Here is a 24,841-nt window from a genome sequence, read left to right as displayed (position 1 = left end):
TGCTTCGCTGCGCTCGCAATGACAACAGAAAAGGCGCGCGCGGCCATTTGGGTGGGACGGGCAGCCGCGCGCGCAGAAGGAGGAGTTCGGGGGCTCCTCCCTCAAGCGGCGTCAGTGAGCAAGGGGTGACGCCGGTTGAACACGAACAGGATCAGGGCGAACACGATCAGGGTCAGGCCCGCGATCATCTTCAGCTCGGCCGAGGTTGCGGTCTTGGGCAAACGGATCGCATCGGGCGCGGCGGGCATCGGCCGCCTGGTCGCGGGCTGGCTGCCCGCATCGGCGCGGCGCTCGCGCAGTTGCATCGGTGACTGTTGCGGCCGTTCGCCGAACACCTTCTCGAAATCCCAACCGGCCGGCAGGTTGATCGGCAGTTCACTGAGCTTGAGCGGCTCGCCTTCGGGACGGCTCGGCGTCTCGTCGACCGCGACGAGGCTGGTCAGTCGTGTGACGATCTGATGGTCGAGCGCCAGCGCCAGGATCGTCTTGTCGGTCTCTTCCGGTGTCGCCTCGCGCATGGTGCGCGCCACTTCCGCGTCAGCGATCTTGCGCTTCGCCCAGAGCTTTGACAGGCCCTTGCCCTCGGCGGCATTTTGCAGCGGCAGCGTCACCGACCACGGGCGGTCGCCGACGCGTCCCTTGATCTCGAGCGAGCCCGCGAGCTTGTCGAGCTTTGCCGCCAGCACCAGCGGCTCGTCGCGATAGACGTCGGGAATGATCACCGGGGTGACGTCGGCCTTGGCCTCGGAGAATTTTGCGGTGAGGCCGGTCACGGCCGGGTTCTCCAGCTTGGCGAACAGGCCGCGCATGCGCTCCTCGACCTGTTCGACCGAGCCGATATGGGTGAAGGCGCCGCGGCCGAGTTCGGCCGCGCGCGTCATCAGATAGGTGTTGGGCGCAGATCCGATGCCGATCATGAACACGCGCGAGCGGCCGCGCATCGCGGTGATCGCTTCGAACAATTGCTGCTCGTTGCCGATTGCGCCGTCGGTCAGGAACACGACCTGGCGAACCATACTGGTCTCGCCAAGCTTGTCGGTCAGCGCCGCGCGCATCGCCGGCACCATCTCGGTGCCGCCGCGCGCCTGCAAGGCGCTTACGAAAGAGGTTGCCTCGCCGATATGCTCCGCGTCCGCAGGCGCGGACGCGGGGAACAGCACGTCCATGGTGTCATCGAAACGGATGACGTTGAAGCGGTCGGACGGCTGGAGACGAGAGAGTGCGTAAAGCAGGCTCGCCTTGGCCTGAACGATCGACGTGCCGCCCATCGAGCCGGAATTGTCGATCACGAACACCACCTCGCGGGGCAGCGGCTTCTGCGTCGTCTGCTCGGCGGGCGGTGTGATGAAGGCGAGCAGGTAATCGGCGTCGCCGACATGCTCGCGGAACAGTCCGACCGACGGCGCCTTCTCTGCCGCCGGCTTCCAGGTCAACTCGAAATCGCGGTCGGCGGCGACGGTGCCACCGGCGAGCGTGACGACGCGCGTCGCGCTGTCCGGGCTCTCGATCTTGACGTTATGGTGATGGCTCTTCACTTCGCCGAGGGCAAAGCCGGCCTTCAGGCGCACAGTGATGCTGGTTGGATTGACAGGCGGATCTTTGCCGGGATCGAGCACGAGCGGCGAGATACGTTCGCGGTCCGGCACCGGGTCGGTCGTGGTCGTGCCCCAGCCGGAGCCGTCGGCCCGGAGGTCGACGCTCTGTGCGATCGGGGCGGGATTATAGCGCGGTCCGACCACCAGCGGCAGCCGCAGTGAATATTCGCTGCCGGATTGATGCACCGGCTCCTGATATTCGATCTGCACCAGCACCGTCTCGCCAGGGCCGATATTGGCGACCGAGTTGGTGAAGATGTTGGGCCGTTCCTGCTCGGTGAGCGCGGCCTTCTGGCCGGTGCGGCGCGCCTGCTCGTAAATGACGCGCGCCTGCTGGCGCTCCTTGATGTCGCCGACGATGACGCGGTCGCCGACAACCATCTTCAGCGCATCGACGGCGCCGTCGGTCGCCAGCGGATAGACATAGGTCGCCTCGACCCAGTCCTTGCTGGGATTGCGGAAGACCTGGGTGATGCGGGCGCGCAGTGTCGGGCCAGACACCGTGACGTCGACATCGATGCCGAGCCGGATGGCTTCGGTATAGACGCCGTCCTCCTTCAGGAGGAGGGTGCCGGACCGGGCATCGCCGGGCTGCAGCAGGCTCGCCTGCTCCGTCGTCGCCGACCAGCCCGGCTCGAAGCTCACGAGCAGGGCCACGAAGGCAACCAACATCACGGCAATGCCCTGCACGAGAAGGAACAGTCCGAGCTTGATCAGCCGGCCCAGCATAGGGTGTTCATCGTTGTCGACCGCGTCGTAGGTGTCCATTTGACCTGCTCCCGAAGGATGTTTGCTGGCTATCAGCATTCGCCGGAGGAGCAGATTTCGCGAGCAGAATGATCGGCAATGTTCCGCCGCCCCTGGCCCGGGCAGGCGGTCGCCAAGGCGGCGATGTGCGGTTTTGTGCTGACTTGTCCGTCCTGCTAGAGTAATCGCCCTGGAGCAGGGTAACGATGCAGACGCAGGATAAACTCTCCGACAAGCAGCTTTCGGACGAGCAAAGCCGCGAGGTCGCGGGCGCGATCCGCGAGGAGCTCGCCAAACGCCGCATCTCGCGGCAGGCTCTGGCCGAACAGGCCAAGCTCAGCCTGTCGACGCTGGAGAAGGTGCTCGGCGGACGCCGGCCGTTCACGCTGGCAACCACGGTCCGGCTCGAACAGGCGCTGGGCGTGTCGCTGCGCAGGAGCCCCGTCGTGGTGACGCCTCCGGCCGCAAACGATGTCGCGCCAGACAGTCTCGGATCCTATTCGCACCGCGCGGTGACCTGGCTCGAGGATCTCTACATCACGCTGCGACCGTCCTTCGGCGACAAGGACGCGATCTTTGCCTATCGCACCGAAATCGCCTGGGAGCCAAAGGTCCCTTCGCTTGTCTTCCGCGAGGGCGAGCGGACCGATGCCGCCTATGAGCACAGCGGCGAAGTCGCCGTGCCTCACCAGTCCGGCTTCATCTATCTCGTCATCATCAAGCACGGCCAGCATCGCGTGATCACGGTGTCGCGGCCGACGGTCGCCGGCGAGATGTACGGAATCATCTCGACGCTCCGCGCCGGCCCAGGCTCGCAACTGACGCCCATTGCGGCGCCGATCGCCTACGTGCCCGCACGAAATATTATCGATCCGGCCGTGGGCCGGATCGCATCCGACCACGCAAACTACAAGCTGTACCGGGATCACCTGCGGCGTACGGTCGACGAATCTTTTGCGTTGTTTCTGCCGGCCTAGATATTGCGCCTCAGTCGGCGATCCGCGCGATCAGGTTGAGCAGTAAGATCCGGCATGAGCCCCCACCGACCGATGTTCTCCGTCATCATTTCTTCTGCGCGGAAGCGGCCTGGGCCGAGAGCAATGTCAGAGCCGTTGCCGCGGCAAGCAGCGAGAGCTTCTTGCTCTTCATGAAAATTCCTTGGACTGTTTGTGGGTTGGAGCAGGCACTTCAAGATAAAGAAGCGCCCGCGTGGGGCGCTTTGGTCAGGCGTTGGCGACTTTGGCCTCGTCGACTTCGGAGGCCACCGAAAATTCCTTGCGTAAGGTTGGCTTGTGGATCTTGCCGGTGGCGTTGCGCGGCAGCGCGGTGACGAAGCGAACCTGGCGCGGACATTTGAAGCGCGCCAGATTGGCCGCGCAATGCGCGAAGACGTCTGTCTCGGTGAGCCTTTCGTCCGGCTTGACTGCGACGATGGCGAGGCCCACCTCGCCCCATTGCGGATCGGGAATGCCGATCACGGCGGCTTCGGCGATTCCCGTGAGCTGGTGCAGGACGTTCTCGACCTCGGCCGGATAGACGTTCTCGCCGCCGGAGATGTACATGTCCTTCCAGCGGTCGACGATGTAGTAGAAACCTTCCTCGTCGACGCGCGTCGCATCGCCCGTGTGCAGCCAGCCGTCGGTGAAGGAGGATTTGTTCGCCTCCGGCCTATTCCAGTAGCCCGGCGTGATATTCGGCCCCTTGACCCAGAGCTCGCCGAGCTCGCCGATATCGGCGTCGCTGCCGTCGGGGCGCACGATGCGAACTTCCGTGTGCAGCACCGGCTTGCCGGCCGAGCCGGCCTTGCGCGCCGCATCCTCGCGGTCGAGCACCAGCACGGCCGGCGACGTCTCGGTCATGCCGTAGCCCTGCTGGAGCGCGACGCCGCGGGCTTCCCAGACCTTCAGCAGCGGCACCGGCATCGGTGCGCCGCCGACACCGCCGACGATCAGCCGGCTGAGATCGGTTGTCGCGAACGCGGGATGTTGCGCCATGAATTGGTAGATCGCGGGCACGCCGAAGAACACGTTGATGCCCTGTGCGGGATCGTTGATCAGGCCGAGCGCTGTGCCGGGATCGAAGGCGCGCATGATCATCACGGTGCCGCCGGCATGCAGCACCGGATTAGTGTAGCAATTCAGCCCGCCGGTATGGAACAGCGGCAGCACGGTGAGCAGCACCGAAGACGGCCCGATGCAGGCGGGGCCGCCGAGATTGACGCAATTCCAGAAGGTCATGCCGTGGGTGATGGTCGCGCCCTTCGGATGGCCGGTGGTGCCCGAGGTGTACATGATGGTCGAGACGTCATCGAGCGTGACCTCCTCGATTGCCTCGAGCGGCTTTGCGGCAGTGATGCCGGCCTCGTAGGAGCCGCTGAGGCCGAGCAGCAGGCTGGTGGCAACGCCGCAGAGCTTCGCCACGCTCAGCGCGGTCTCGGCGAGGTCGGCGTCATGGATCATCACCTTTGGCGCGCAATCGGCGGTGATGAACTGGAGCTCGGGAATGGTCAGGCGGGTGTTGAGCGGCACGAACACGGCGCCGAGCCGTCCGCAGGCGAACTGCACCTCCAGCGTCTCGGTGGTGTTCAGCGCCAGCACCGCGATGCGGTCGCCGCGCGAGACTTTTAGCGTGTCGCGCAGGAATGAGGCGAGACGCGAGACGCGCGCGTCGAATTGCGAATAGGTGATGCGGCGCTCGCTGGCGAGGTCGATGGCCGCGACCTTGCCCGGCGTGCGGCGGGCATGATGGGCGATCCAGTCGTAGTAACGAACGGCCACTAGTCCCTCCCTCGACGGTCTTCTGCCGCCGGCATCTTCATTGCCGTACAACATGGCCGGCATGGCCTTGGGAGGCCAGCCGGAGTTTTATGCACGACGCCTTTTTTGACTCGGAGTTGGCCTGCGACGGATGAAAATCGTCTTGCGTTGAGTTGCTAGGTCGCGTTCTGATCGGCGCGGTTCGCTCGAGCCAGCCACTCCGCGCAAGTGAGGCGCCGATGTTCCGGCCATGGTGGATGAGAAGAATCGCCATCAGCGAGGCGAAATCGCAATGACAAGCCCGTTCTATACCGCCGAGCATGATGCGTTCCGCGACGTGATGCGCCGCTTCGTCGAAAAGGAGATCGAGCCGTTCGCCCACGAATGGGACGAGGCCGGCGAATTCCCGCGCGCGCTCTATCGCAAGGCCGCCGGGATCGGGCTGTTGGGGCTCGGATTTCCCGAGGAATATGGCGGTGTCGCCGCCGACCAGTTCATGAAGATCGTGGCGAGCCAGGAGCTGGCGCGTGCCGGCGCCGGCGGTGTCAGCGCCAGCCTGATGAGCCACACCATCGGTTCGCCGCCGATCGCGCGCGCAGCGCGTCCCGAGGTTAGGGCACGCGTGCTGCCACAGGTCCTCGCCGGCGAGAAGATCTCCGCGCTCGCGATCACCGAGCCGGGCGGCGGCTCCGACGTCGCTAATCTGCGCACCAAGGCCCGACGTGACGACGATCACTACGTCGTGAGCGGCGAGAAAACCTTCATCACCTCAGGCATGCGCGCCGACTATCTGACCGTTGCGGTGCGCACCGGCGGCGAGGGCGCCGGCGGTGTCAGCCTGCTCCTGATCGAGGGCGATACGCCCGGGCTGTCGCGCACCAAGCTCAAGAAGATGGGCTGGTGGGCCTCCGACACCGCGACGCTGCATTTCGACGAATGCCGCGTGCCGGTCGAAAATCTGATCGGTGAAGAGGGGCAGGGCTTCAAGATCATCATGCAGAACTTCAACAGCGAGCGCATGGGCATGGCGGCGGGCTGCACCGCCTTCGCGCGGGTCTGCCTCGATGAAGCGATCGCCTATGCCAAGGAGCGCAAGACCTTCGGCAAGCCGCTGGCGCAGCACCAGGTGATCCGTCACAAGATCGTCGACATGGCGCAGAAGGTCGCGGCCAGCCAGGCGATGCTGGAGCTGCTGGCGTGGCACCTTGAGCAGGGCGAGAGCCCGGTCGCGGAAATCTGCATGATGAAGAACCAGGCGACGCAGACCATGGCGTTCTGTGCCTCCGAGGCCGTGCAGATTTTCGGCGGCGCCGGCTTCATGCGCGGCATCAAGGCCGAGCGCATCTACCGCGAGGTCAAGGTCAACGCCATCGGCGGCGGCACCGAGGAGATCATGAAGGACCTGGCGAGCAGGCAGATGGGATTGTGATTGCCTTCTCCGTCATGCCCGGGCTTGTCCCGGGCATCCACGTTCTTTGCAGCCGTCGCGATAGAAAGACGTGGATGGCCGGGACAAGCCCGGCCATGACGACTGAAATAAAAGCACTTGTCGGAGAATCTGAAGGTAAAAATGCTATTCACCGCCGACCATGACGACATCCGCCGCAGCTTGCAAAAGTTCATCGCCAACGAAATCAACCCTCATGTCGATGAATGGGAGAGGGCCGACATCTTTCCGGCGCATGAGCTGTTCAAGAAGATGGGCAGTCTCGGTTTCCTCGGGCTGAACAAGCCGGTGGAGTTCGGCGGCTCGGGCCTCGATTATTCCTATGCGCTGATGATGGCGGAGGAGCTGGGGGCTATCACCTGCGGCGGCGTGCCGATGGCGATCGGGGTGCAGACCGACATGGCGACGCCGGCGCTGGCGCGGTTCGGTTCCGACGAGGTGCGGCGGGAGTTTCTCAGTCCCTCGATCGCGGGCGATTTCGTTGCCTGCATCGGCGTCTCCGAGCCCGGCGCAGGCTCCGACGTCGCCTCGATCAAGACCGTTGCGCGCTCGGATGGCGACGATTACGTCATCGATGGTGGCAAGATGTGGATCACCAACGGCACCCAGGCCGACTGGATCTGCCTGCTCGCCAACACCGGCGACGGGCCGGTTCACCGCAACAAGTCGCTGATCTGCGTGCCCATGAAGGCCAAGGGCGTGAACGTTGCGCGAAAGCTCGATAAGCTGGGCATGCGCTCCTCCGACACCGCGCAGATCTTCTTCGACAATGTCCGCGTGCCCAAGCGCAACCGGATCGGGGAGGAGGGCAAGGGCTTTACCTACCAGATGATCCAATTCCAGGAGGAGCGTCTGTGGGGCGCGGCCGCCTGCCTCAAGGCACATGAGCACATCATCAGCGAGACCATCGAATACACCCGCAACCGCAAGGTCTTCGGGAAGTCGATCCTCGACAATCAGGTCGTGCACTTCAAGCTCGCGGAGATGCAGACCGAAGTCGAGCTGTTGCGCGCGCTGATCTATCGCGCCGGCGAGGCATTGGTGGCCGGCGAGGATGTCACCAAGCTTGCGACCATGGCCAAGCTGAAGGCCGGCCGGCTCGGCCGCGAACTCACCGACGCCTGCTTGCAATATTGGGGCGGAATGGGCTTTACCAACGAGACGCCGGTCAGCCGCGCCTATCGCGACAGCCGCCTGACCTCGATCGGCGGCGGCGCCGACGAGGTCATGCTGATGGTCCTGTGCAAGATGATGGGCACGCTGCCCGGCAGCAAAGGAAGTTCTTGATGATCACGCTCTATCACTGCGATGCCGCGCGCTCGTTTCGCCCGCTCTGGATGCTGGAGGAGATGCGGCTGCCATACGAATTGAAAATGCTGCCGTTCCCGCCGCGGGTGTTCGCCAAGGATTATCTTGCGCTCAATCCGCTCGGAACCATTCCGTTCATGATCGACGGCGAGGCGCGGATGACCGAATCCTCCGGCATCTGCCACTATCTCGGCATCAAGCACGGGCCGACGCCGCTGATGGTGGACCCCGGCGATCCCGCCTACGGCGCGTTCCTGAACTGGATGTATTTCAGCGATGCCACGTTGACCTTCCCGCAGACGCTGGTGCTCCGCTACAGCCAGCTCGAGCCGGAAGAGCGGCGCAATCCGCAGGTTGCCGGCGACTATGCAAAATGGTTTCTGGGCCGGCTGCGCGCCGTCGAGGCCGCGACCGCGAATACCGAGACCTTGTGCGCCGGCCGCTTTACCGCCGCCGACATCGTGATCGGCTATGCGCTCCGCCTGGCCGACAATATCGGGCTCGCCAAGGATTTTGGGCCAAATGTCGCAGCCTATTGGGCGCGCCTGCAGCAACGCGACGGCTTCAAGCGCGCGGTCGCCGCGGAGCAGAAGGCCGGCATCGAGCAGAACGTGGCGCCAAGGGTAAGGGCTTAAGCCTTGTCGTCCCGGCGAAGGCTGGGACCCATACCCCCAGGGAGGTATTTTGCGAAGATTGATTGTTCGGGATCAGCACCACCCGAATAGATAGACCTCGCGGTATGGTTCCCGGCCTTCGCCGGGACGACAGGCTTGACCCGTCCCGGCACCGCCAACCCTTTGCGCCCCATGACAGCGCTATCGCGCCGTGACAGCGCCCAAATTTCCGCTAAGGTGACCTCCGTCCGCAGCGGCCAGAGAGCCGCGCGAGGAGGACCCCCAATGGAAGATCCCGGCCGCGAATCCGACCATTTGATGCTGATTACGCCGGAGCGGGTGTTTTATGCCGGCCTGCTCGGCCGCCCGCGCAAGCGGACACCCGGCTGCTGCCATGTCTATGTGGCGGTCAAGGGCAACCTGCATCTCTCGATCGACGACGTCAACACGTCAGGCGAATTGATCGTGACCCTGCCGAACCAGCGGCACTCCATCGCCAGCGACTACCGCACTGCGATCAGTGTGACGCTCGAACCGGAAAGCATGTCGGACGGAGCGTCGGAAGCATTGGTTGCGCGGCTCACCGGGCCGGACAAGGCCGTCTATGCCCGCAAGATCCTGGCCGCCTATGCGCTGCTGCGGCAGCGCCGCTATGGCGACATCACCACCGCCGAATTCGACGAGATGTGTTTTGGCGAGGCGCTGCCGCGCCGCGTGCTCGACCCCCGTGTGATGCGCGCAGTCGCGCGCCTCGGTCGCTTCACGGGAGAACCTGTGACGGCGGATACATGTGCGGCGGATGCCGGACTTTCCGCCTCGCGCTTCCTGCATCTGTTCAAGGAAGAGACCGGCATCTCGTTCCGCTCCTTCCGCGCCTGGAAACGCGCGCGGCACCTGCTGCACTTCGCCAACCAGGACCTCAACCTCGCCCATCTCGCGCAGGACATCGGCTATCCCGACAGCACCCATTTCAGCCATTCGATCCGCCGCTTCTACGGATTGAAGCCGCGCGCAATCTTCGTCGGCTCGCGCGACCTTGCGATCTATCGCAGCAGCGAGACGGTGAGGCTCGCGGAGGCATCGTAGGGTGGGTTAGCCCCACGGCTGCGCGAAGCGCAGTCCGCTGGGCGTAACCCGCCACTTTTGCTTCCGCGGTTGAGAGACCTTGGTGGGTTACGCTTCGCTAACCCACCCTACGCAGCATCGCCGAATCTCTAGCTTCTCCGCGCAAGAAGCCGCATGCCGCGCGTCACATGATCGCAAGCGTTGAATTGTCAACGTGCGAGACATCCAGATCATGGGCGAAGAGGCATGAGCGACAAGGTCGTTATCACTTGCGCGCTGAACGGCGTGCTTACCGACCCGAAGCAGCACAACGTGCCGGTCACGCCGGAGCAGATGGCGCGCGAGGCCAAGGCTGCGTTCGATGCCGGCGCCAGCATCATGCACATCCATCTGCGCCAGCAGGCGCCGGACAAGGGGCACCTGCCGTCCTGGGAGGTGAGCGTCAGCAAGGAAATCCAGCAGGCGATACGCGAGGCCTGTCCCGGCGTGATCATCAACCACACCTCCGGCATCTCCGGGCCGAACTACAGCGGCGCGCTCGATTGCATCCGCGAAACCAGGCCGGAGATCGCCGCCTGCAACGCCGGCTCGCTGAATTACCTGAAGGTGAAGGCCGACAACACATGGGCATGGCCGCCGATGATGTTCGATAATTCGGTCGAGAAGGTGAAGGACTATCTCGACGTCATGAACGCGGTCGGCACCATCCCGGAGTTCGAATGTTTTGACGTCGGCATCGTCCGCTGCGTCGGCATGTACAACCAGGTCGGCATGTACAACGGCCCGCTCGAATATAACTTCGTGATGGGCGTGGCGTCCGGCATGCCGTCGGATCCCGATCTGCTGCCGATCCTGCTCAAGCTGAAGCGCCCCGAGGCGCATTGGCAGGTCACGGCGATCGGACGCGAGGAGATCTGGCCGCTGCACCAGCGCTGTGCCGAGCTCGGCGGTCATCTGCGCACCGGTCTGGAGGACACCTTCTATCTCGCCGACGGCAAGAAAGTGACCTCGAACGGCCAGCTGATCGAGGCCGTTGCCGCCTGCGCGCGCCGCGCGGGCCGCGCCATCGCAAGCCCGGCCGAGGCGCGGAAGATCTTTGGGACGAATCGGTAGCTATCGCCTCAACCGTCATTGCGAGCGAAGCGAAGCAATCCAGAATCTTTCCGCGATGACAGTCTGGATTGCTTCGCTTCGCTCGCAATGACGAGCAGGAAACTGTTATGTCCATTCTCGAAAACACCATCTCCCCCGGGAGCGCGGCCTACCACGCCAATCGCGACGGCATGCTCGCCTTGATCGACCGCATGCGCGCGCTGGAGGAACGCACGCGCGCGGCGTCCGCCGCAGCCAAGGATCGCTTCCACAAGCGCGGCCAGCTGCTGCCGCGCGAGCGCGTCGCGCTGGTGCTCGACCCCGGCGCGCCCTTCATCGAGCTGTCGACGCTCGCCGGCTACATGTTCGACGTGCCCGATGCCAACAAGAGCGTGCCCGGGGGCGGCGTCATCGCCGGCATCGGCTTCGTCTCTGGCATCCGCTGCATGGTCAGCGCCAACGATGCCGGCATCGATGCCGGTGCGCTTCAGCCCTACGGCCTCGACAAGACGCTCCGCGTGCAGGAGCTCGCGCTGGAGAACAAGCTGCCTTACGTCCAGCTGGTCGAAAGCGCCGGCGCCAATCTGTTGCGCTACCGCGTCGAGGATTTTGTGCGCGGCGGTAATATCTTTCGCAATCTTGCGCGGCTTTCGGCGGCAGGCCTGCCGGTCGTCACCGTGACGCATGGATCTTCCACCGCGGGCGGTGCCTACCAAACCGGCCTGTCCGACTACATCGTCATGGTGCGCGGCCGCACTCGCGCGTTTCTCGCCGGGCCGCCGCTGCTGAAGGCCGCAACCGGCGAGGTCGCCACCGAAGAAGAGCTCGGCGGCGCCGAGATGCACACGCAGATCTCCGGCCTCGGCGACTACCTCGCCGAAGATGACCGCGACGCGCTGCGCATCGCGCGCGAGATCATGGCGGCGCTGGAATGGCAGCGGCCGGGCAGGGCGGCTGCGCAATACAAGCCGCCGCGCTACGATCCGGACGATCTGCTCGGCATCATGCCGATGGACCACAAGCGCTCCGTCGACATGAAGCAGGTGATCGCGCGTATCGTCGATGATTCCGACTTCACCGAGATGGCGCCGAACTACGGCCCCGCCACGGTCTGTGGCCATGCCCGCATCGAGGGGCAGGCGATCGGCATCATCACCAACAACGGTCCGCTCGATCCGGCCGGCGCCAACAAGGCGACGCATTTCATCCAGGCCTGCTGCCAGACCCGCACGCCGCTGCTGTATCTGAACAACACCACCGGCTACATGGTGGGCAAATCTTACGAAGAAGCCGGCATGATCAAGCACGGCTCGAAGATGATCCAGGCGGTCACGTCGGCGACCGTGCCGCAGATCACCATCTATTGCGGCGCCTCCTTCGGCGCGGGCAATTACGGTATGTGCGGGCGCGGCTTCCATCCGCGCTTCTGCTTCTCCTGGCCCAACGCCAGAACCGCTGTGATGGGCGGCGAGCAGGCTGCCGAGACCATGGCGATTGTGACTGAAGCAGCCGCAGCACGGCGCGGCAAGCCGATCGAGAAGGACAGGCTCGAGGCCATGAAGGCGCAGATCGTCGGCGTGTTCGACGGTCAGATGGACGTGTTCTCGACCAGCGCCCGCGTGCTCGACGATGGCGTGATCGATCCGCGCGACACCCGCGCGGTGCTGTCCGAAGTGCTCGCGATCTGCCGCGAGGGCGATGCGCGGACTCCCCAGCGCATGCAATTTTCGGTGGCCCGCCCATGAGGAACGGATCAGTGCAGCACCGGCCGTTCTTCAAGGTCCTGATCGCCAATCGCGGCGAGATCGCGCTACGTGTGATGCACAGCGCGCGGCGGCTCGGACTTGGTGTCGTCGCGGTTTACTCGGATGCCGATCACGATGCCCTTCATGTGCGGCAGGCCGACCAGGCGGTGCGCATCGGCGGAGCGCTGCCGGCGCAGTCTTATCTCAACATTGCCGCCATCATCGCGGCGGCGAAAGCCGGTGGCGCGGATGCCGTGCATCCCGGCTATGGCTTCCTCGCCGAGAACGAGGCGTTCGCGCAAGCCTGCAAGGATGCGGGCCTCGTCTTCATCGGCCCGTCGCCGCAGGCGATCGAGGCGATGGGCAACAAGGCGGGCGCCAAGGAGATCATGAAGAAGGCCGGTGTGCCCTGCGTGCCCGGTTACCAGGGCGCCGATCAGGCCGACGAGGTCATGCTCGCCGAGGCCAGAAAGATCGGCTTCCCCGTGATGATCAAGGCGGTCGCCGGCGGCGGCGGCCGTGGCATGCGGCTCGTGGTCGACGCGGGGTCGTTGCCCGACGCTCTGCGTAGCGCACGGTCGGAAGCGAAGGCAGCGTTCGGCGATCCAACGGTGATCCTCGAACGCGCCATCCAGAATCCTCGCCACATCGAGATCCAGGTGTTCGGCGACAGCCATGGCAACGCGATCCATCTTGGCGAGCGCGACTGCTCGGTGCAGCGACGGCATCAGAAGCTGATCGAGGAGGCGCCGTCGCCGGCGGTGACGCCAGCGCTGCGTGCGAAAATGGGCGAGGTCGCGGTCGCCGCGGTGAAGGCGCTGCGCTACGAGGGCGCCGGCACGCTGGAATTCCTGCTCGACGAGAGCGGCGAATTCTATTTCATGGAGATGAACACGCGCCTCCAGGTCGAGCATCCCGTGACGGAAGCGATCACCGGGCTCGATCTGGTCGAGCTGCAGTTGCGCGTGGCGCGCGGCGAGCCATTGCCGGTAAAGCAGCAGGACATCAGGTTCTCCGGCCACGCCATCGAGGTCCGGCTATGTTCGGAAGATGCCGCAAATGATTTCATGCCGCAGTCGGGCCGCATGGCGCGCTGGCAGATGCCGGAAGGATTGCGCGTCGAGCACGCGTTGCAATCAGGCTCGGAGATCCCGCCGTTCTACGATTCCATGATCGCCAAGGTGATCAGCAGCGGCACGACGCGGGAGGAGGCGAGGGGGCGGCTGATCGTCGGCCTGGAGCAGCTCACCGCCTTCGGCGTGACCACCAACCAGGCCTTCCTGATGTCGTGCCTGCGCCATCCCGGCTTTGCCAGCGGCGAGGCGACCACGGCGTTTATCGGCGCGCATCGCGATGAGCTGCTGGCGCCACGGCAGGATAGCGCGTTCGAGACCGCCCTGGCGGGTCTCCTGCTTTACGTCACCAGCCCCCTCGCGCCGTCATGGCGCGGCGGACGGAGTCTGGCGGCAACCTTTCCACTGCCCGCGAAGATCGAGATCGCCGGCCACACGCATGAGGTCGAGGTCACCGGCGAACGCGATGGCGGCTTCACGGTTGCGGTCGGCGGTCGCCAGGACAGGTTCGAGATCGATCAGCTCGATGCCGACGCTGTTCGTTTCCGCCATGATGGCGTGATGGACAGCGCAAAATTGTTGCGCGACGGCGACCGGCTCTACGTTCAGCACCGCGGCCTCCCGCTAGCGGTCACCGATCTCACCCTCGCCGCGCCAAAATCCGCCGCAACCAACGGCGGCGACGGCAAGGTCCGCGCCGCGATGAACGGCCGCGTCGTCGCCGTCCTGGTCAAGCCGGGCGAGCGCGTTGCCGCCGGCCAGCCGGTGCTGACGCTGGAAGCGATGAAGATGGAGCACGTCCACAAGGCCGGCATCGACGGCGTGATCGCGGCGATCGACGTTGCCGAAGGCGAGCAGGTGACGACAGGCAGGATCGTGGCGAAGATCGGGGCGGGGTAGCGCGGCAAGGGGCGCGACCGTAGGGTGGGTTAGCCTTGCGACTGCGCGGAGCGCAGTTCGCTGGGCGTAACCCACCACTTTTTCGCTTTCGCGGAGCCAGACAGTGGTGGGTTACGCCTTCGGTAACCCACCCTACGGGACCACGTTGGCTCGTCCCGTCCCCTCATTGAGCAGACACGCCACCTGGTGCCCGTCGCCCGCTTCCATCAGCGCCGGCCGCTCGATCTTGCACCGCTCCATCGCAAACCGGCACCGGGTGTGAAACGCGCAGCCCGAGGGTGGATTGACCGGGCTCGGCACGTCGCCGTCGACCAGCGGTGCGAGCTTCTTGGCAAGCGGGTTGGCGATCGGCACCGAGGCGAGCAGGGCTTGCGTATAGGGATGGCGCGGATTGCGAAATAGCTCGTCCTTGTCGGCGATCTCGACGATGCGGCCGAGATACATCACGGCGACGCGGTGGCTGATATGGGCGACCACGGCGAGGTCATGCGCGATGAAGAGATAAGAGAAGCCGTGCTGCCGTTGCAAGTCGATCAGCAGGTTGATCACCTGCGCCTGGATCGAGACGTCGAGCGCCGAGACCGGCTCGTCGCACACGATCAGGCGTGGCCCGAGCGCCAGCGCGCGGGCAATGCAGATGCGCTGGCGCTGACCGCCGGAGAACTGATGCGGGAAGCTGCGCATCTGGTCGGGCCTTAATCCCACCTGCTCGAATAGCTTTGCGGTACGTGCCTCCAGTGCTTTGCCACTGGCGAGACCATGGACGGCCAGTGGCTCGCCGACGATGTCACCCGCGGTCATGCGCGGATTGAGCGAGGCGAACGGGTCCTGGAACACGATCTGCATCGAACGGCGATGCGGCCGAAGCGCAGACTTCGAAAGGTGGGTGATGTCCTCGCCACCGAGGCGGATCTGCCCCGATGTCGGCTCGACCAGCCGCAGCACGCTGCGCGCCACCGTCGATTTGCCGCAGCCGGATTCGCCGACGAGACCCAGCGTCTCGCCGACGCCAACCGAGAACGAGACGCCGTCGACTGCGTGCACGGTGCCGACCTGCCGGCGCAGCACGCCGGCGCGCACCGGATAGTGCTTTGTCAGGTCGGTGACTTCCAGCAGCGCCTCACTCATGCCACCTCCGCGACTTCGGCCGCGCGCCAGCAGGCGGCGAGATGGCCGCCGCCCCAATCGACAAGCGGAGGATATTCGGCCTCGCAATGCTTGATCGCGAGCTTGCAGCGCGGCGCAAAGGGGCAGCCGGGCGGTAGCCGGACCAGTGACGGCACGGTGCCGGGGATTTCGTTCAGTCGCGCCTGCGCGGCGAGACCGGACGCCGGCACCGCCGGGATCGAGGCCATCAGCCCGCGCGTATAGGGATGCTTTGGCGCGGCAAACAGCGCCTCGACGCTGGCTTCCTCGACCTTCTTCCCCGCATACATCACGATGACGCGCTGCGCCGTCTGCGCGACGACACCGAGATCGTGCGTGATCAGCACGAGGCCGGTGCCGAGCTCTCTCTGAAGGTCGAGGATCAGTGCCAGAATCTGTGCCTGGATGGTGACGTCAAGCGCGGTGGTCGGCTCGTCCGCGATCAGCAGCGCCGGCCGGCAAGCCAATGCCATCGCGATCATCGCGCGCTGGCGCATGCCGCCGGAGAGCTGGTGCGGATATTCCCTTGCGCGCCGCGCCGGCTCGGGAATGCGCACCAGCCGCAGCATCTCGACTGCGATGTCCTGAGCCTCCCGGTTCGGCATAGCCCGGTGCAGCCGCACGGCCTCGGCGATCTGGTCGCCGATCCGCATCACAGGATTGAGCGAGGTCATCGGCTCCTGGAAGATCATGGAGATGCGATTGCCGCGGATCGCGCGCATCCTGGTCTCGTCGAGCGCCAACAGATCGGTGCCTTCGAGGGTGACGGAGCCGCCGACGATGCGCCCGGGCGGATCGGGGACGAGCCGCATCAGCGACAGCGCAGTCACGCTCTTGCCGCAGCCGGATTCGCCGACGATCGCCAGCGTTTCGCCGCGCCGCACGGTGAACGAAACGTTGTCGACCGCCTTGAACAGACCGGAGTTCGTGAAGAACACCGTCTTCAGGTTCTTCACCTCCAGCACGAGATCGGTTGCCTCTTTCATCAGCCGCGCTGCCTCGGGTCGAGAATGTCGCGCAAGGCGTCACCGAACAGATTGGCGCCGAACACCGCGAGGCTGATCGCAATGCCCGGGAAGATCACCAGCCACGGCGCGGTGCGGACATATTCGGCCGCGGATTCCGACAGCATCCGGCCCCAGGACGGATACGGCTCGGGAATGCCGAGGCCGAGGAAGGAGAGCGAGGCCTCAGTGAGGATGGTTGAGCCGAGCTGGGCGGTCGCGAGCACGATCAGCGGCGCCAGCGTGTTCGGCAGCACGTGGCGCAGCGCGATCCGCACCTCGCTCATGCCGATCGACTTGGCGGCTTCGATGAAGGGCAATTCGCGCAGTGCCAGCGTGTTGGCGCGGATCACGCGCGCAACCGTCGGGATCAAGGGAATGGCGATCGCGATGATCACGTTCGGCAGCGACGGGCCGAGTGCTGCCGTCATCACCAGCGCCAGCACAAGCAGCGGCAGTGCCTGGAGGACGTCGGAGACGCGCTGGAACACCAGATCGACCCAGCCCGAGAGATAGCCTGAGGTCAGCCCCACGATCACGCCGATCGAGCCGCCGAGCGCGGTCGAGCCGAGACCGACGGCGAGCGAGATCCGCGCGCCGTGGATGATGCGGCTGAACACGTCGCGGCCGAAGGAATCCGTGCCCATCCAGTGCGCCAGGCTGGGGCGCGCCAGCGCGCGGGCGGAATCGACGGTGAGGGGATCGTAGCGTGCGATGAAGTCGGCGAAGATCGCCGTGAACACGAACAGGGTCATAATGACGAGTCCTGCCGCACCCAGCACATGGCGCTGCGCCAGGAACAGCACGCGCCGCCAACCGCCAGTCGCGTATGCACCGGCCCGCCTGAGTTCGAGATCATAGTCGATAGAGACCAAGCAGAGCTCCTAATCCGTGTACCTGATCCGCGGGTCGAACACCGCGTACAGCATGTCGACGATGAAATTCGCGCTCACCACTACGACCGCGATCAGCATCACGAGGTTCTGCACGATCGGATAGTCGCGCCAGCGGATCGCCTCGACCAGGAAGCGTGCGACGCCGGGGATGTTGAATACGGTCTCGGTGACGATCAGGCCGCCGATCAGGAACGCAGCCTCGATCCCGATCACGGTGATCACGGGCAAAATCGCGTTCTTCAGCGCGTGCTGATAGTTCACGGCAGCGTCGGACGCGCCCTTGGCGCGGGCCGTGCGGATGTAGTCCTGGCGCAGCACCTCCAGCATCGAGGAGCGGGTGATGCGCATGGTCAGAGCGGCGCTGCGGAAGCCGACGGCGGCTGCGGGCACGGCATAGGTGGCGAAGGCTTCGAGATATGTCTGCGGATTGGGATTGAAGATCGGCATCTGGCCGAACATCGCCACCGACGCGGTGAGGATCAAAAGGCCAAGCCAGAACGAGGGCAGCGACAGGCCACTGAGGCTAACCACCCGCAAGGCATAGTCGAGCCGTGTTCCCTGCTTCACCGCGCTGATGACGCCGAGCGGAATGCCGATCGAGGCGGAAAACAGCAGCGCAAGCCCGGCCAGCCGCGCCGTGATCGGGATACGAGGCAGGATTTCCTGCAGCGCCTGCTTCTCCGAGACGTAGGAGTAGCCGAAATCGCCGCGCAAAAATCCGCCGATCCAGTGCAGATATTGCACCACCAACGGCTGGTCGAGGCCGAGTTCCTTTTCGAGGTTGGCCTTGTCGGCCGGATCGACATACCCGGCCGCGGCAAACAGGATGTCGACGATATTGCCGGGCACGATGCGCAGCAGGCAGAAGATGACGATCGAGATCCCGAACAGGGTCACGAGCATCAGGAACAGGCGCCGTACCAGATAGGCAAACATGTCTCGCCTCCCGAGCCCGTCAGCCGCCTGCGCTACTTGTCCATCCAGACGTCCTCATAGCGGTAGCCGTTGTAGGAGCTGTTCGACATCACCGTCACACCCTTGACATAAGGGTGCCAGCAAGTGCCGGCGCGTGCATGGAAGATGATCGGGCGGGCGACGTCCTCCTGCAACTTCTTGTCGATATCCCACACCAGCTTCTTGCGCTTGTTGAGGTCGGTCTCCTGCGACTGCGCGTCGAACAGCTTTTCGATCTCCTTGTTGCAGTAATTGGTGTAGTTGCGCTCCGAACCGCAGGAATAGTTCTCGTAGAACGACTGGTCGGGATCGTCGACGGCGCTGCCGGTCAAATTGAGGCCAAGCATGTAGTCCTTGCGCGCGATCTTCGGGAACCAGTTCGCGGTCTCGACGACGTCGAGCTCGCCGTCGATATAGATGCTCTTGAGCTGATCGATCAGGATCACCGCGGGATCGCGATATTCCGCGAGGTTGCGGGTGGAGACCTTGACCGCAAGGTGCTTGTCCGGGCCGTAGCCCGCCTTCTGCATCAGTTTGCGCGCCTCCTCGCGGTTGGCGTTCACATCCGGTCCATAGCCGGGAATGCTCTGCAGCATGTCCTTTGGCATGCCCCACAGACCCTGCGGCGGCGGCAGCATCGTGCCGCCGATATCTGCTTGCCCTTCGAACAAGATGGAAACGAAGGCCTTGCGGTCGAGCGTCATCGCCATGGCGCGGCGGATGTCGATGTTATCAAACGGTGGCGCGGACGAATTGACGATGATGTTGGTCGAGACGTTGGTGGGCTCGACCGTACAGACTGCATTCGGTGACTGGGATTTCGCGTCCTTCAGCAGCGGGATCGTGATATGCGTCGGGAATGTCATGTCGAACTTGCCGGCGACGAAGGCGAGAATGGCGGTCGACCGGTTCGGGATGATGGTGAACTCGATGCCGTCGAGATAGGGCCGGCCCTTGTGCCAGTAGTCGGGATTGCGGACGAGCTTGATCGATTCATTGGCCTTGAACTCGACGAACCTGAACGGGCCGGTGCCGATTGGATGGGTGCGCATGTCGCCGGGCGAGACGTGGCAGGGATAGACCGGCGTGTAGCCCGAGGCGAGCAGCGCCAGCAGCGAAGGCTGCGGCCGCTTCAAATTGAAGGAGACCTCGAAATCGCCGTTGGTGGTGAGGTCGCTCACCTGCTCGTACCAGGTCTTGCGCGGGTTCTGCCGGAACTTCTGCTGCGACTTGCCCATCAGCATGTCGAAGGTGCATTTGACGTCCGCCGCGGTGAACGGCTTGCCGTCATGCCATTTGACGCCCTGGCGCAGCTTGAAGGTTAGCGTCTTGTTGTCGTTGACCCAGGCCCAGCTCTCGGCGAGTTCCGGGACGATGGTGTCCATGCTGTTCTGCGCCACGTCCTGCTTGTAGATGACGAGGTTGTTGAACACCGGCATGAAGGGAACATTGATCGAGTAGGTCGCGCCTTCATGGATCGAGGCGTTGCCGGGGCTGTCGCGGTGGTACATCCGCAAAATCCCGCCCTGCTTGGGCTCGCCGGCCAACGTGATGGTCGAAAACGCCAGCAAAGATAGCACCACCGCCGTCGCGGCGAGCGCCCAAACGCTCCGCATCCTCGTCCTCCCTGGACTTCCGTCTTTTGGGCCTTTTGCGGCCTGTTTGGGCGAACGATAGCGACGCAGGCGCAGCGAGGCAACCGGCAAGGCCGGCTGCCTCCTCGACAATTCGGATGACGGAAGGACGAAGGCTGCGCTCTCATCATGTCAGAGTGCAGATGCGAAGGGCTTGCGGAATTACACCAACCGCAACACCACCGCTCCCAGGGCGCCCGCCCACAGCACGATGCTGGCGATGCCCTGGATCGCAAAGCCCGGGCCGCGCTTCGCGGCAGCTTTCGAATAGCCGATGAAGTAGACGATGCGGCCGATGATCCAGACCGCGCCGATTCCGGCTGCGGCCGCATCGCTGATGTAGATCGCAAACAGCCAGAGCGACGGCAGGAAGATCGGCATCCATTCCAGCGTGTTCATCTGGATGCGGAAGGCCCGCTCGAAATCCGGGTGTCCCGACATCGCCGGGACCTTGACGCCGGTTTTGGTGCGCGAGCGCGACACGTTGATGCAGACGAAGAAATAAAACAGGATCGCCAGCAGCGTGACGAGGGCGGTAAGGTGATACATCACTAGTCCCTTGAAGGAGGTGGCGGTTCAATACCCGGTCAGCTCGAGATAGCCAACGCCATCATGCGTGCCGGCAAAGCTGATCGGTCCTTCCCAGTAGGAGAAGCCGGTCCCCATCCATGCCTTTGCATTGAGAGGTTTGCAGACAACCGAGAACGATCGCGACGGGATCGCGATCTGCCATTCCACCGGCAGCTTGCGTCCTGCGACCTCTGCCGTCGCCTTCGGGGTCATCTGGATATCGTTTCCCGCGATCATTTGCGTGCGGCCGTCTGCGCTGATCCAGTTGCCGAATGGATAGTCTTTGCCGTCCTTCTGCCGCAGCCGATACAGCATCAGCTTGTCGCCGGACGAAAGATGCAGCGACAGCCAGTCCCAGCCGGTTTGGTCGGCGTCGAGCGGCTGGCTGCTCCATTCGCGGTCCATCCAGGCCTGGCCCGAGACGTCGACCGGCTTGTCGTCGATGATGAGGCTGCCGCGCGCGCGAAAGAACGGCTGGCTGCAATAGTAGGAGGCTTGCCCGCGCTCGGATTTGCGGCTGAAGCCGCCATCGCCCTGCAACACTACCGGCCGGTCGGCCTCCAGCGTGAGCGCGTAACTGAAATCGGCGCCCGACGCTTTCAGCGTCAGCGGCGCCAGGGTGCGATCATCGGTCTGCTCGGATCCCTTGATCTCCCAATCGTCAATCCACGCCGCGAACGGCTTTGCCGTGACCCCAGCCTGTCCGACGCCGCCGCGCGAAAACAGCTCGTTGAAACGATGGGTGTCGGCGCGCGTCACGGCGGCATGCCCCATCCAGAGCTGCTGATTGGCCCAGCCCTCGCCTTGCGGCCCCGGCTGCGTCGCCTGTCGGAACAGCGTCCATTGCAGGCCGCAAGCCGCGCCGCTGCTATCGACGAGGTTCGCCGTCAGATACCACCATTCGATGCGAAACTCCGGATGCGGCCCGTGATCGGCCGGAAAGGTAAACAGCTTTCCCGGCGCGACCTGCGCAAAGCCGTCGGCTTTCTCGCCGAGCCCGGCATAGCCCTGCGCGCCGGCACGGCGTGCGAGGGTGAGGGCGACGATGCCGCCGGCAAAGGCGCGCCGCGAAATCCTGTCAGCGCTCATTGGCAAACACCTTGACGAGGTTCGCCGGCTGCATCCGCGCCAACCGCAAGACCGGCAGTGCAGCGGCGAGCAGCGAGGCCAACAGCGCGACCGCAATCAGCTCGACCAGTTGCAGCGGAAACACATGGAATGGCAGCCGCCAGCCGAACGCCTTCACGTTGACGATCGCAATCAGGCACCACGCCACCAACAGCCCGAGCGGTACCGCGAGCAGCGCGGTGAACAGCGCGACCGACAGCGTCTTGGTCAGTTCGATCGCGGCAAGGCGTGGCCGCGTGATGCCGATCGCCCACAGCGGCGCGAGCTGCGGCAGGCGGGAATTTGCCAGCGTCAGCAGGCTGGTCAGGAGCGCAATGCCGGCCACGCCGAGCGTGAAGGCGTTCAACGCCGACGTCACGGCAAAGGTGCGATTGAAGATGCGGATCGATTCGGCCTTCACCGTCGCCTGGTCGGCGACGCTGCGCTCGTCGAGCGCAAACTGCTTCTGTAATGCGACGATCAATCCGGCAATCTTGTCCCGCGCGACGATGAGGCCGATCCGCGTCTGCGGCGTCTGCGGAAACTGCCGGATCAGCGCCGCGACATTGACAGCCAATTGCCCCTTGGGATTGCCGTAATCGGCGTAGATGCCGACGATGTCGAGCTCCCAGGTCCCGCCCGGTGCTGGCACCTCGACGACATCGCCGACACGGACGTTGATGCGGCGGCTCAGTTGCTCACTGATGAAGGCGGCATTGCCCGGTATGAGCCGGGTCCAGGCGCGCGGCGCGGCCTCCAGCAGCGGCCAGCGCTCGCGATAGAGCGCATGATCGGGAAGGCCGAGCAATTCCACCGGCTGGCCCTGAACCTGCGTCTCGGCGCGCCCGCCTGACAGGATCGCCTGGGCCTCGCTGCGGTCCTTCAGCCAGTTTCGGATCGCAACGCCTTGCGCATTGTCGGATGCGCTGATGTAGACATCGGCCGCGAGCCGGCCGCTGAGCCAGCCGACAAAAGTGCGGCTGAAGGTTTCGACCATGGTGGAGACGCCGACATTGACGGCAAGCGCAAGCAGCAGCGCCATCAGCGCCAGCGACAATCCGGAGAGCTGTTGCCGGCTGTCCGCCCAGAACCACCGCGCCAGCGGCCCCCGCGCGGTGCGCTGGCCCACAAGCAGGATGATTTCCAGGGAAGCCGGCAAGATTAGTGCCGCGCCAAACATCAGGGCCGCCAGCACGCCGAAACCAGAAATCAGCGAATCGCCATAGCGAAGCAGGAGCAGTGCGACCGCGAATACGGCGCAGGCCGCCGCGCTTTGCAGGATCAGCCAGCGGCGCTGCCTCTGCTGCCAGGCGTAGGGCTGCGCCGTCACCAGCACCGGCATGCGGAACGCCTTGATCAGGCTGGTCGCGGCCGCCACCATCGCGCCGGCGATGCTGATGCCGATGCCGGCGAGCCACCATTCGGGCCGCAGCGTGAGCTGCCCCGGGATCTGCGCACCATAGAGCCCACGTAGCGACGCGACGACATCGGGCAACAGCGCAGCCGCGATGAAATAGCCGCAGGCGAGCCCGATCAGGCCGGCGACCAGCGCCAGCACCACCAGCTCGACCACCATGACCGTGTTGACCAGCCGCGCCGACGCGCCGCAGGCCCGCAAGGTGCGCAGCATCGGCAGCCGTTGCTCGAAGGCAAGGCCCACGGCCGAGTTGACGATGAAGAGACCGACGAAGAACGACAACAGGCCGAACGCCGTGAGGTTGAGATGAAAGCTGTCGGTGAGGCGCTCCAGCTCCGTCTCTGCGTTCGGCTCTATCCGCTGCAACTGGTCGCCAACGATGCTTGCGAGCGGCGCGGGCTTGCCCTTCGGCGTGCCGATCAGGAGGCGAGACACCTGGTCCGGCTTGTTCAGCAGACGTTGCGCCACACCGATGTCGACCACCAGAACCTCGGGGACGAGCTGCGGCAGCACGCGCAGCGGCGGCAGCTTTGCGCCACTGCTGATCGAGGGTGCCGCGCCCTCTTGCTCCTGCAGGTCCGTCAGCGTCTCCCGCGCCACCAATGTCTGGCCGGGCGGTGCAACAAAACTGCTCAAATCCGAAGCACCAAGGCGCGGCGCGTTGCCGACATCAGCCGGCAGCGTCACCGGCTCGATGCCGAGCAGCCGTATCGAACGCCCGTTGACCTGGACGCGGCCTTCCAGCACCGGCGAGACCGGCCAGCCCGCGCGGCGGAGCTTGACGAACAGGTCCTGCGAGAAGGTTGCCGCATTCGGTGCAACCAGCATCGCCGTGCGAACGCCGCCGAAGGTCGCTGCGGCGCGGTCATAGGCGTTGCGGGCCTGCTGGTTGATCGCCTGCACGCCGCTCCACAGTGCGGTCGCTGCAACCAGTCCGATCACGAGCGTCGCGAACTGCATCTTGTGCCGCCGCCAATGGCTGAGCAGCACCGCGAGAACCCACAGCGCCCGTCTCATGCGATCCGCCCCGCATGCAGGATGACGTGGCGGTCGAGCGTGCCGGCCAGGTGCAGGCTGTGCGTCACCATCAGGAAGCCGCAGCCGGTGCGCGCGACGAGGTCGCGCGCCAGCGCCAGCACGTCGTCGGCAGTCTCTTCGTCAAGATTGCCGGTCGGCTCGTCCGCGAGCAGCAGCGAGGGCTTTGTCGCCAAGGCACGGCCGATCGCGACCCGCTGCTGCTGGCCACCGGACAATTGCTCGGGATAGCGCTTGAGCAGGCCGGCGAGCCCGAGCCGTTCGACCAGTTCCTTGGTCCAGGCCGCATCGTGCCGGCCGGCGATTCGCGCCTGGAAGGCGAGATTGTCCTCGACCGACAGGCTCGGGATCAGATTGTACTGCTGAAAAACCAGTCCGATCCGGTCGCGCCGCACCGCCGCGCGGCCCGCGTCCGACAGGTTGGTGACCTCGGCGTCCTCCAGCCGGATCGTGCCGCCATCGGCAGCATCCAGCCCGGCGATCAGGTGCAACAGCGTGCTCTTGCCGCTGCCGGATTCGCCGGTCAGCGCGACGCGCTCGCCGGCCCTGAGCTCGAGGTCGACACCGCGCAGCACATGAACGGGCTCGCCGGCCGAGGAGAAGGTCTTGGAGAGATTCTTGATGCTCAGCACGATCAATGGCGCCGGACGGAATTAACGGGAATGCTGCGTAGCACACTTGACGTGGAAATGCCGGGTTGCGTTGGCATCGAAGCCGTTGTTAGCTCCAGGAAAGC

19 protein-coding genes are annotated in these 24,841 nt (G+C 64.9%); 8 read left to right on the top strand and 11 right to left on the bottom strand.

Translation table 11 applies throughout. The annotated features are described in order from the left end of the window. Nucleotides 1-101 precede the first annotated feature (101 nt). On the bottom strand, nt 102-2,363 hold the full coding sequence (locus tag GWG65_RS32165; RefSeq protein ID WP_275199514.1) for a marine proteobacterial sortase target protein: 2,262 nt from the start codon (nt 2,361-2,363) through the stop codon (nt 102-104). A 185-nt stretch (nt 2,364-2,548) separates the two neighbouring features. Here GWG65_RS32165 and GWG65_RS32160 point away from each other — a divergent pair, with 185 nt between their 5' ends. Beyond that, nucleotides 2,549-3,319 (top strand): helix-turn-helix transcriptional regulator, encoded by a 771-nt coding sequence (locus GWG65_RS32160; RefSeq protein WP_275199513.1) that lies wholly within the window; start codon nt 2,549-2,551, stop codon nt 3,317-3,319. A gap of 246 nt (nt 3,320-3,565) precedes the next feature. Here the strand turns inward: GWG65_RS32160 and GWG65_RS32155 are convergent, their stop codons facing one another. After that, nucleotides 3,566-5,119 (bottom strand): long-chain fatty acid--CoA ligase, encoded by a 1,554-nt coding sequence (locus GWG65_RS32155; RefSeq protein ID WP_275199512.1) that lies wholly within the window; start codon nt 5,117-5,119, stop codon nt 3,566-3,568. A 271-nt stretch (nt 5,120-5,390) separates the two neighbouring features. Here GWG65_RS32155 and GWG65_RS32150 point away from each other — a divergent pair, with 271 nt between their 5' ends. The 7 genes from GWG65_RS32150 to GWG65_RS32120 all read left to right on the top strand — a co-directional run bounded on the left by GWG65_RS32150 (nt 5,391) and on the right by GWG65_RS32120 (nt 14,342). Then, entirely contained in the window at nt 5,391-6,527 is a 1,137-nt protein-coding gene (locus tag GWG65_RS32150; RefSeq protein ID WP_275199511.1) for an acyl-CoA dehydrogenase family protein, read from the top strand. A 141-nt stretch (nt 6,528-6,668) separates the two neighbouring features. Then, nucleotides 6,669-7,832 (top strand): acyl-CoA dehydrogenase family protein, encoded by a 1,164-nt coding sequence (locus GWG65_RS32145; RefSeq protein WP_275199510.1) that lies wholly within the window; start codon nt 6,669-6,671, stop codon nt 7,830-7,832. After that, nucleotides 7,832-8,488 carry a glutathione S-transferase family protein gene (locus tag GWG65_RS32140; RefSeq protein ID WP_275199509.1) on the top strand — a complete coding sequence of 219 codons (657 nt, stop codon included), beginning with the start codon at nt 7,832-7,834 and terminating at the stop codon, nt 8,486-8,488. Before GWG65_RS32145 ends, GWG65_RS32140 begins: the two co-directional genes overlap by 1 nt. A 264-nt stretch (nt 8,489-8,752) precedes the next feature. Further along, on the top strand, nt 8,753-9,553 hold the full coding sequence (locus GWG65_RS32135) for an AraC family transcriptional regulator (RefSeq protein ID WP_275199508.1): 801 nt from the start codon (nt 8,753-8,755) through the stop codon (nt 9,551-9,553). Nucleotides 9,554-9,778: 225 nt separating this feature from the next. Then, a complete protein-coding gene (locus tag GWG65_RS32130) occupies nt 9,779-10,645 on the top strand; it encodes a 3-keto-5-aminohexanoate cleavage protein (protein ID WP_275199507.1) in 867 nt (288 codons plus the stop codon). A gap of 107 nt (nt 10,646-10,752) precedes the next feature. Continuing rightward, entirely contained in the window at nt 10,753-12,369 is a 1,617-nt protein-coding gene (locus tag GWG65_RS32125) for a carboxyl transferase domain-containing protein (RefSeq protein WP_275199506.1), read from the top strand. Further along, nucleotides 12,366-14,342, top strand: coding sequence for an acetyl-CoA carboxylase biotin carboxylase subunit (locus tag GWG65_RS32120; protein ID WP_275199505.1), 1,977 nt, complete (start codon nt 12,366-12,368; stop codon nt 14,340-14,342). Before GWG65_RS32125 ends, GWG65_RS32120 begins: the two co-directional genes overlap by 4 nt. A 132-nt stretch (nt 14,343-14,474) precedes the next feature. Here the strand turns inward: GWG65_RS32120 and GWG65_RS32115 are convergent, their stop codons facing one another. The 9 genes from GWG65_RS32115 to GWG65_RS32075 form a co-directional block, all read right to left on the bottom strand. After that, entirely contained in the window at nt 14,475-15,470 is a 996-nt protein-coding gene (locus GWG65_RS32115; RefSeq protein ID WP_275199504.1) for a dipeptide ABC transporter ATP-binding protein, read from the bottom strand. After that, nucleotides 15,467-16,474, bottom strand: a complete 1,008-nt coding sequence (locus GWG65_RS32110; protein ID WP_275199503.1) for an ABC transporter ATP-binding protein — start codon at nt 16,472-16,474, stop codon at nt 15,467-15,469. Before GWG65_RS32110 ends, GWG65_RS32115 begins: the two co-directional genes overlap by 4 nt. Further along, nucleotides 16,474-17,367 (bottom strand): ABC transporter permease, encoded by an 894-nt coding sequence (locus GWG65_RS32105; protein ID WP_275199502.1) that lies wholly within the window; start codon nt 17,365-17,367, stop codon nt 16,474-16,476. Before GWG65_RS32105 ends, GWG65_RS32110 begins: the two co-directional genes overlap by 1 nt. 9 nt (nt 17,368-17,376) lie before the next feature. After that, nucleotides 17,377-18,324, bottom strand: coding sequence for an ABC transporter permease (locus GWG65_RS32100; protein WP_275199501.1), 948 nt, complete (start codon nt 18,322-18,324; stop codon nt 17,377-17,379). 32 nt (nt 18,325-18,356) lie between these two features. Then, nucleotides 18,357-19,958, bottom strand: a complete 1,602-nt coding sequence (locus GWG65_RS32095; RefSeq protein WP_275199500.1) for an ABC transporter substrate-binding protein — start codon at nt 19,956-19,958, stop codon at nt 18,357-18,359. A 180-nt stretch (nt 19,959-20,138) separates the two neighbouring features. Beyond that, on the bottom strand, nt 20,139-20,525 hold the full coding sequence (locus tag GWG65_RS32090; RefSeq protein WP_275199499.1) for an MAPEG family protein: 387 nt from the start codon (nt 20,523-20,525) through the stop codon (nt 20,139-20,141). Between the two features lie 27 nt (nt 20,526-20,552). After that, on the bottom strand, nt 20,553-21,635 hold the full coding sequence (locus tag GWG65_RS32085; protein WP_275199498.1) for a lipocalin-like domain-containing protein: 1,083 nt from the start codon (nt 21,633-21,635) through the stop codon (nt 20,553-20,555). Further along, nucleotides 21,625-24,087, bottom strand: a complete 2,463-nt coding sequence (locus tag GWG65_RS32080; RefSeq protein ID WP_275199497.1) for an ABC transporter permease — start codon at nt 24,085-24,087, stop codon at nt 21,625-21,627. Before GWG65_RS32080 ends, GWG65_RS32085 begins: the two co-directional genes overlap by 11 nt. Continuing rightward, complete coding sequence (locus tag GWG65_RS32075) at nt 24,084-24,737, bottom strand: ABC transporter ATP-binding protein (RefSeq protein ID WP_275199496.1); 654 nt, start codon at nt 24,735-24,737, stop codon at nt 24,084-24,086. The genes GWG65_RS32080 and GWG65_RS32075 overlap by 4 nt, the downstream gene beginning before the upstream one ends. Between the last annotated feature and the right edge of the window lie 104 nt (nt 24,738-24,841).

This window comes from Bradyrhizobium sp. CSA207 (assembly GCF_029051685.1).
GTDB lineage: Bacteria > Pseudomonadota > Alphaproteobacteria > Rhizobiales > Xanthobacteraceae > Bradyrhizobium.
Note: the sequence above shows the minus strand (reverse complement) of the source record. Positions and strands in the feature narration are given on the sequence as shown.

Coding starts and splice junctions, on each gene's coding strand:
- GWG65_RS32115 (WP_275199504.1), bottom strand. CDS start 15,470: ATGAGTGAGGCGCTGCTGGAAGTCACCGACCTGACAAAGCACTATCCG.
- GWG65_RS32090 (WP_275199499.1), bottom strand. CDS start 20,525: ATGTATCACCTTACCGCCCTCGTCACGCTGCTGGCGATCCTGTTTTAT.
- GWG65_RS32100 (WP_275199501.1), bottom strand. CDS start 18,324: ATGTTTGCCTATCTGGTACGGCGCCTGTTCCTGATGCTCGTGACCCTG.
- GWG65_RS32125 (WP_275199506.1), top strand. CDS start 10,753: ATGTCCATTCTCGAAAACACCATCTCCCCCGGGAGCGCGGCCTACCAC.
- GWG65_RS32110 (WP_275199503.1), bottom strand. CDS start 16,474: ATGAAAGAGGCAACCGATCTCGTGCTGGAGGTGAAGAACCTGAAGACG.
- GWG65_RS32165 (WP_275199514.1), bottom strand. CDS start 2,363: ATGGACACCTACGACGCGGTCGACAACGATGAACACCCTATGCTGGGC.
- GWG65_RS32135 (WP_275199508.1), top strand. CDS start 8,753: ATGGAAGATCCCGGCCGCGAATCCGACCATTTGATGCTGATTACGCCG.
- GWG65_RS32130 (WP_275199507.1), top strand. CDS start 9,779: ATGAGCGACAAGGTCGTTATCACTTGCGCGCTGAACGGCGTGCTTACC.
- GWG65_RS32085 (WP_275199498.1), bottom strand. CDS start 21,635: ATGAGCGCTGACAGGATTTCGCGGCGCGCCTTTGCCGGCGGCATCGTC.
- GWG65_RS32145 (WP_275199510.1), top strand. CDS start 6,669: ATGCTATTCACCGCCGACCATGACGACATCCGCCGCAGCTTGCAAAAG.
- GWG65_RS32150 (WP_275199511.1), top strand. CDS start 5,391: ATGACAAGCCCGTTCTATACCGCCGAGCATGATGCGTTCCGCGACGTG.
- GWG65_RS32120 (WP_275199505.1), top strand. CDS start 12,366: ATGAGGAACGGATCAGTGCAGCACCGGCCGTTCTTCAAGGTCCTGATC.
- GWG65_RS32080 (WP_275199497.1), bottom strand. CDS start 24,087: ATGAGACGGGCGCTGTGGGTTCTCGCGGTGCTGCTCAGCCATTGGCGG.
- GWG65_RS32095 (WP_275199500.1), bottom strand. CDS start 19,958: ATGCGGAGCGTTTGGGCGCTCGCCGCGACGGCGGTGGTGCTATCTTTG.
- GWG65_RS32140 (WP_275199509.1), top strand. CDS start 7,832: ATGATCACGCTCTATCACTGCGATGCCGCGCGCTCGTTTCGCCCGCTC.
- GWG65_RS32160 (WP_275199513.1), top strand. CDS start 2,549: ATGCAGACGCAGGATAAACTCTCCGACAAGCAGCTTTCGGACGAGCAA.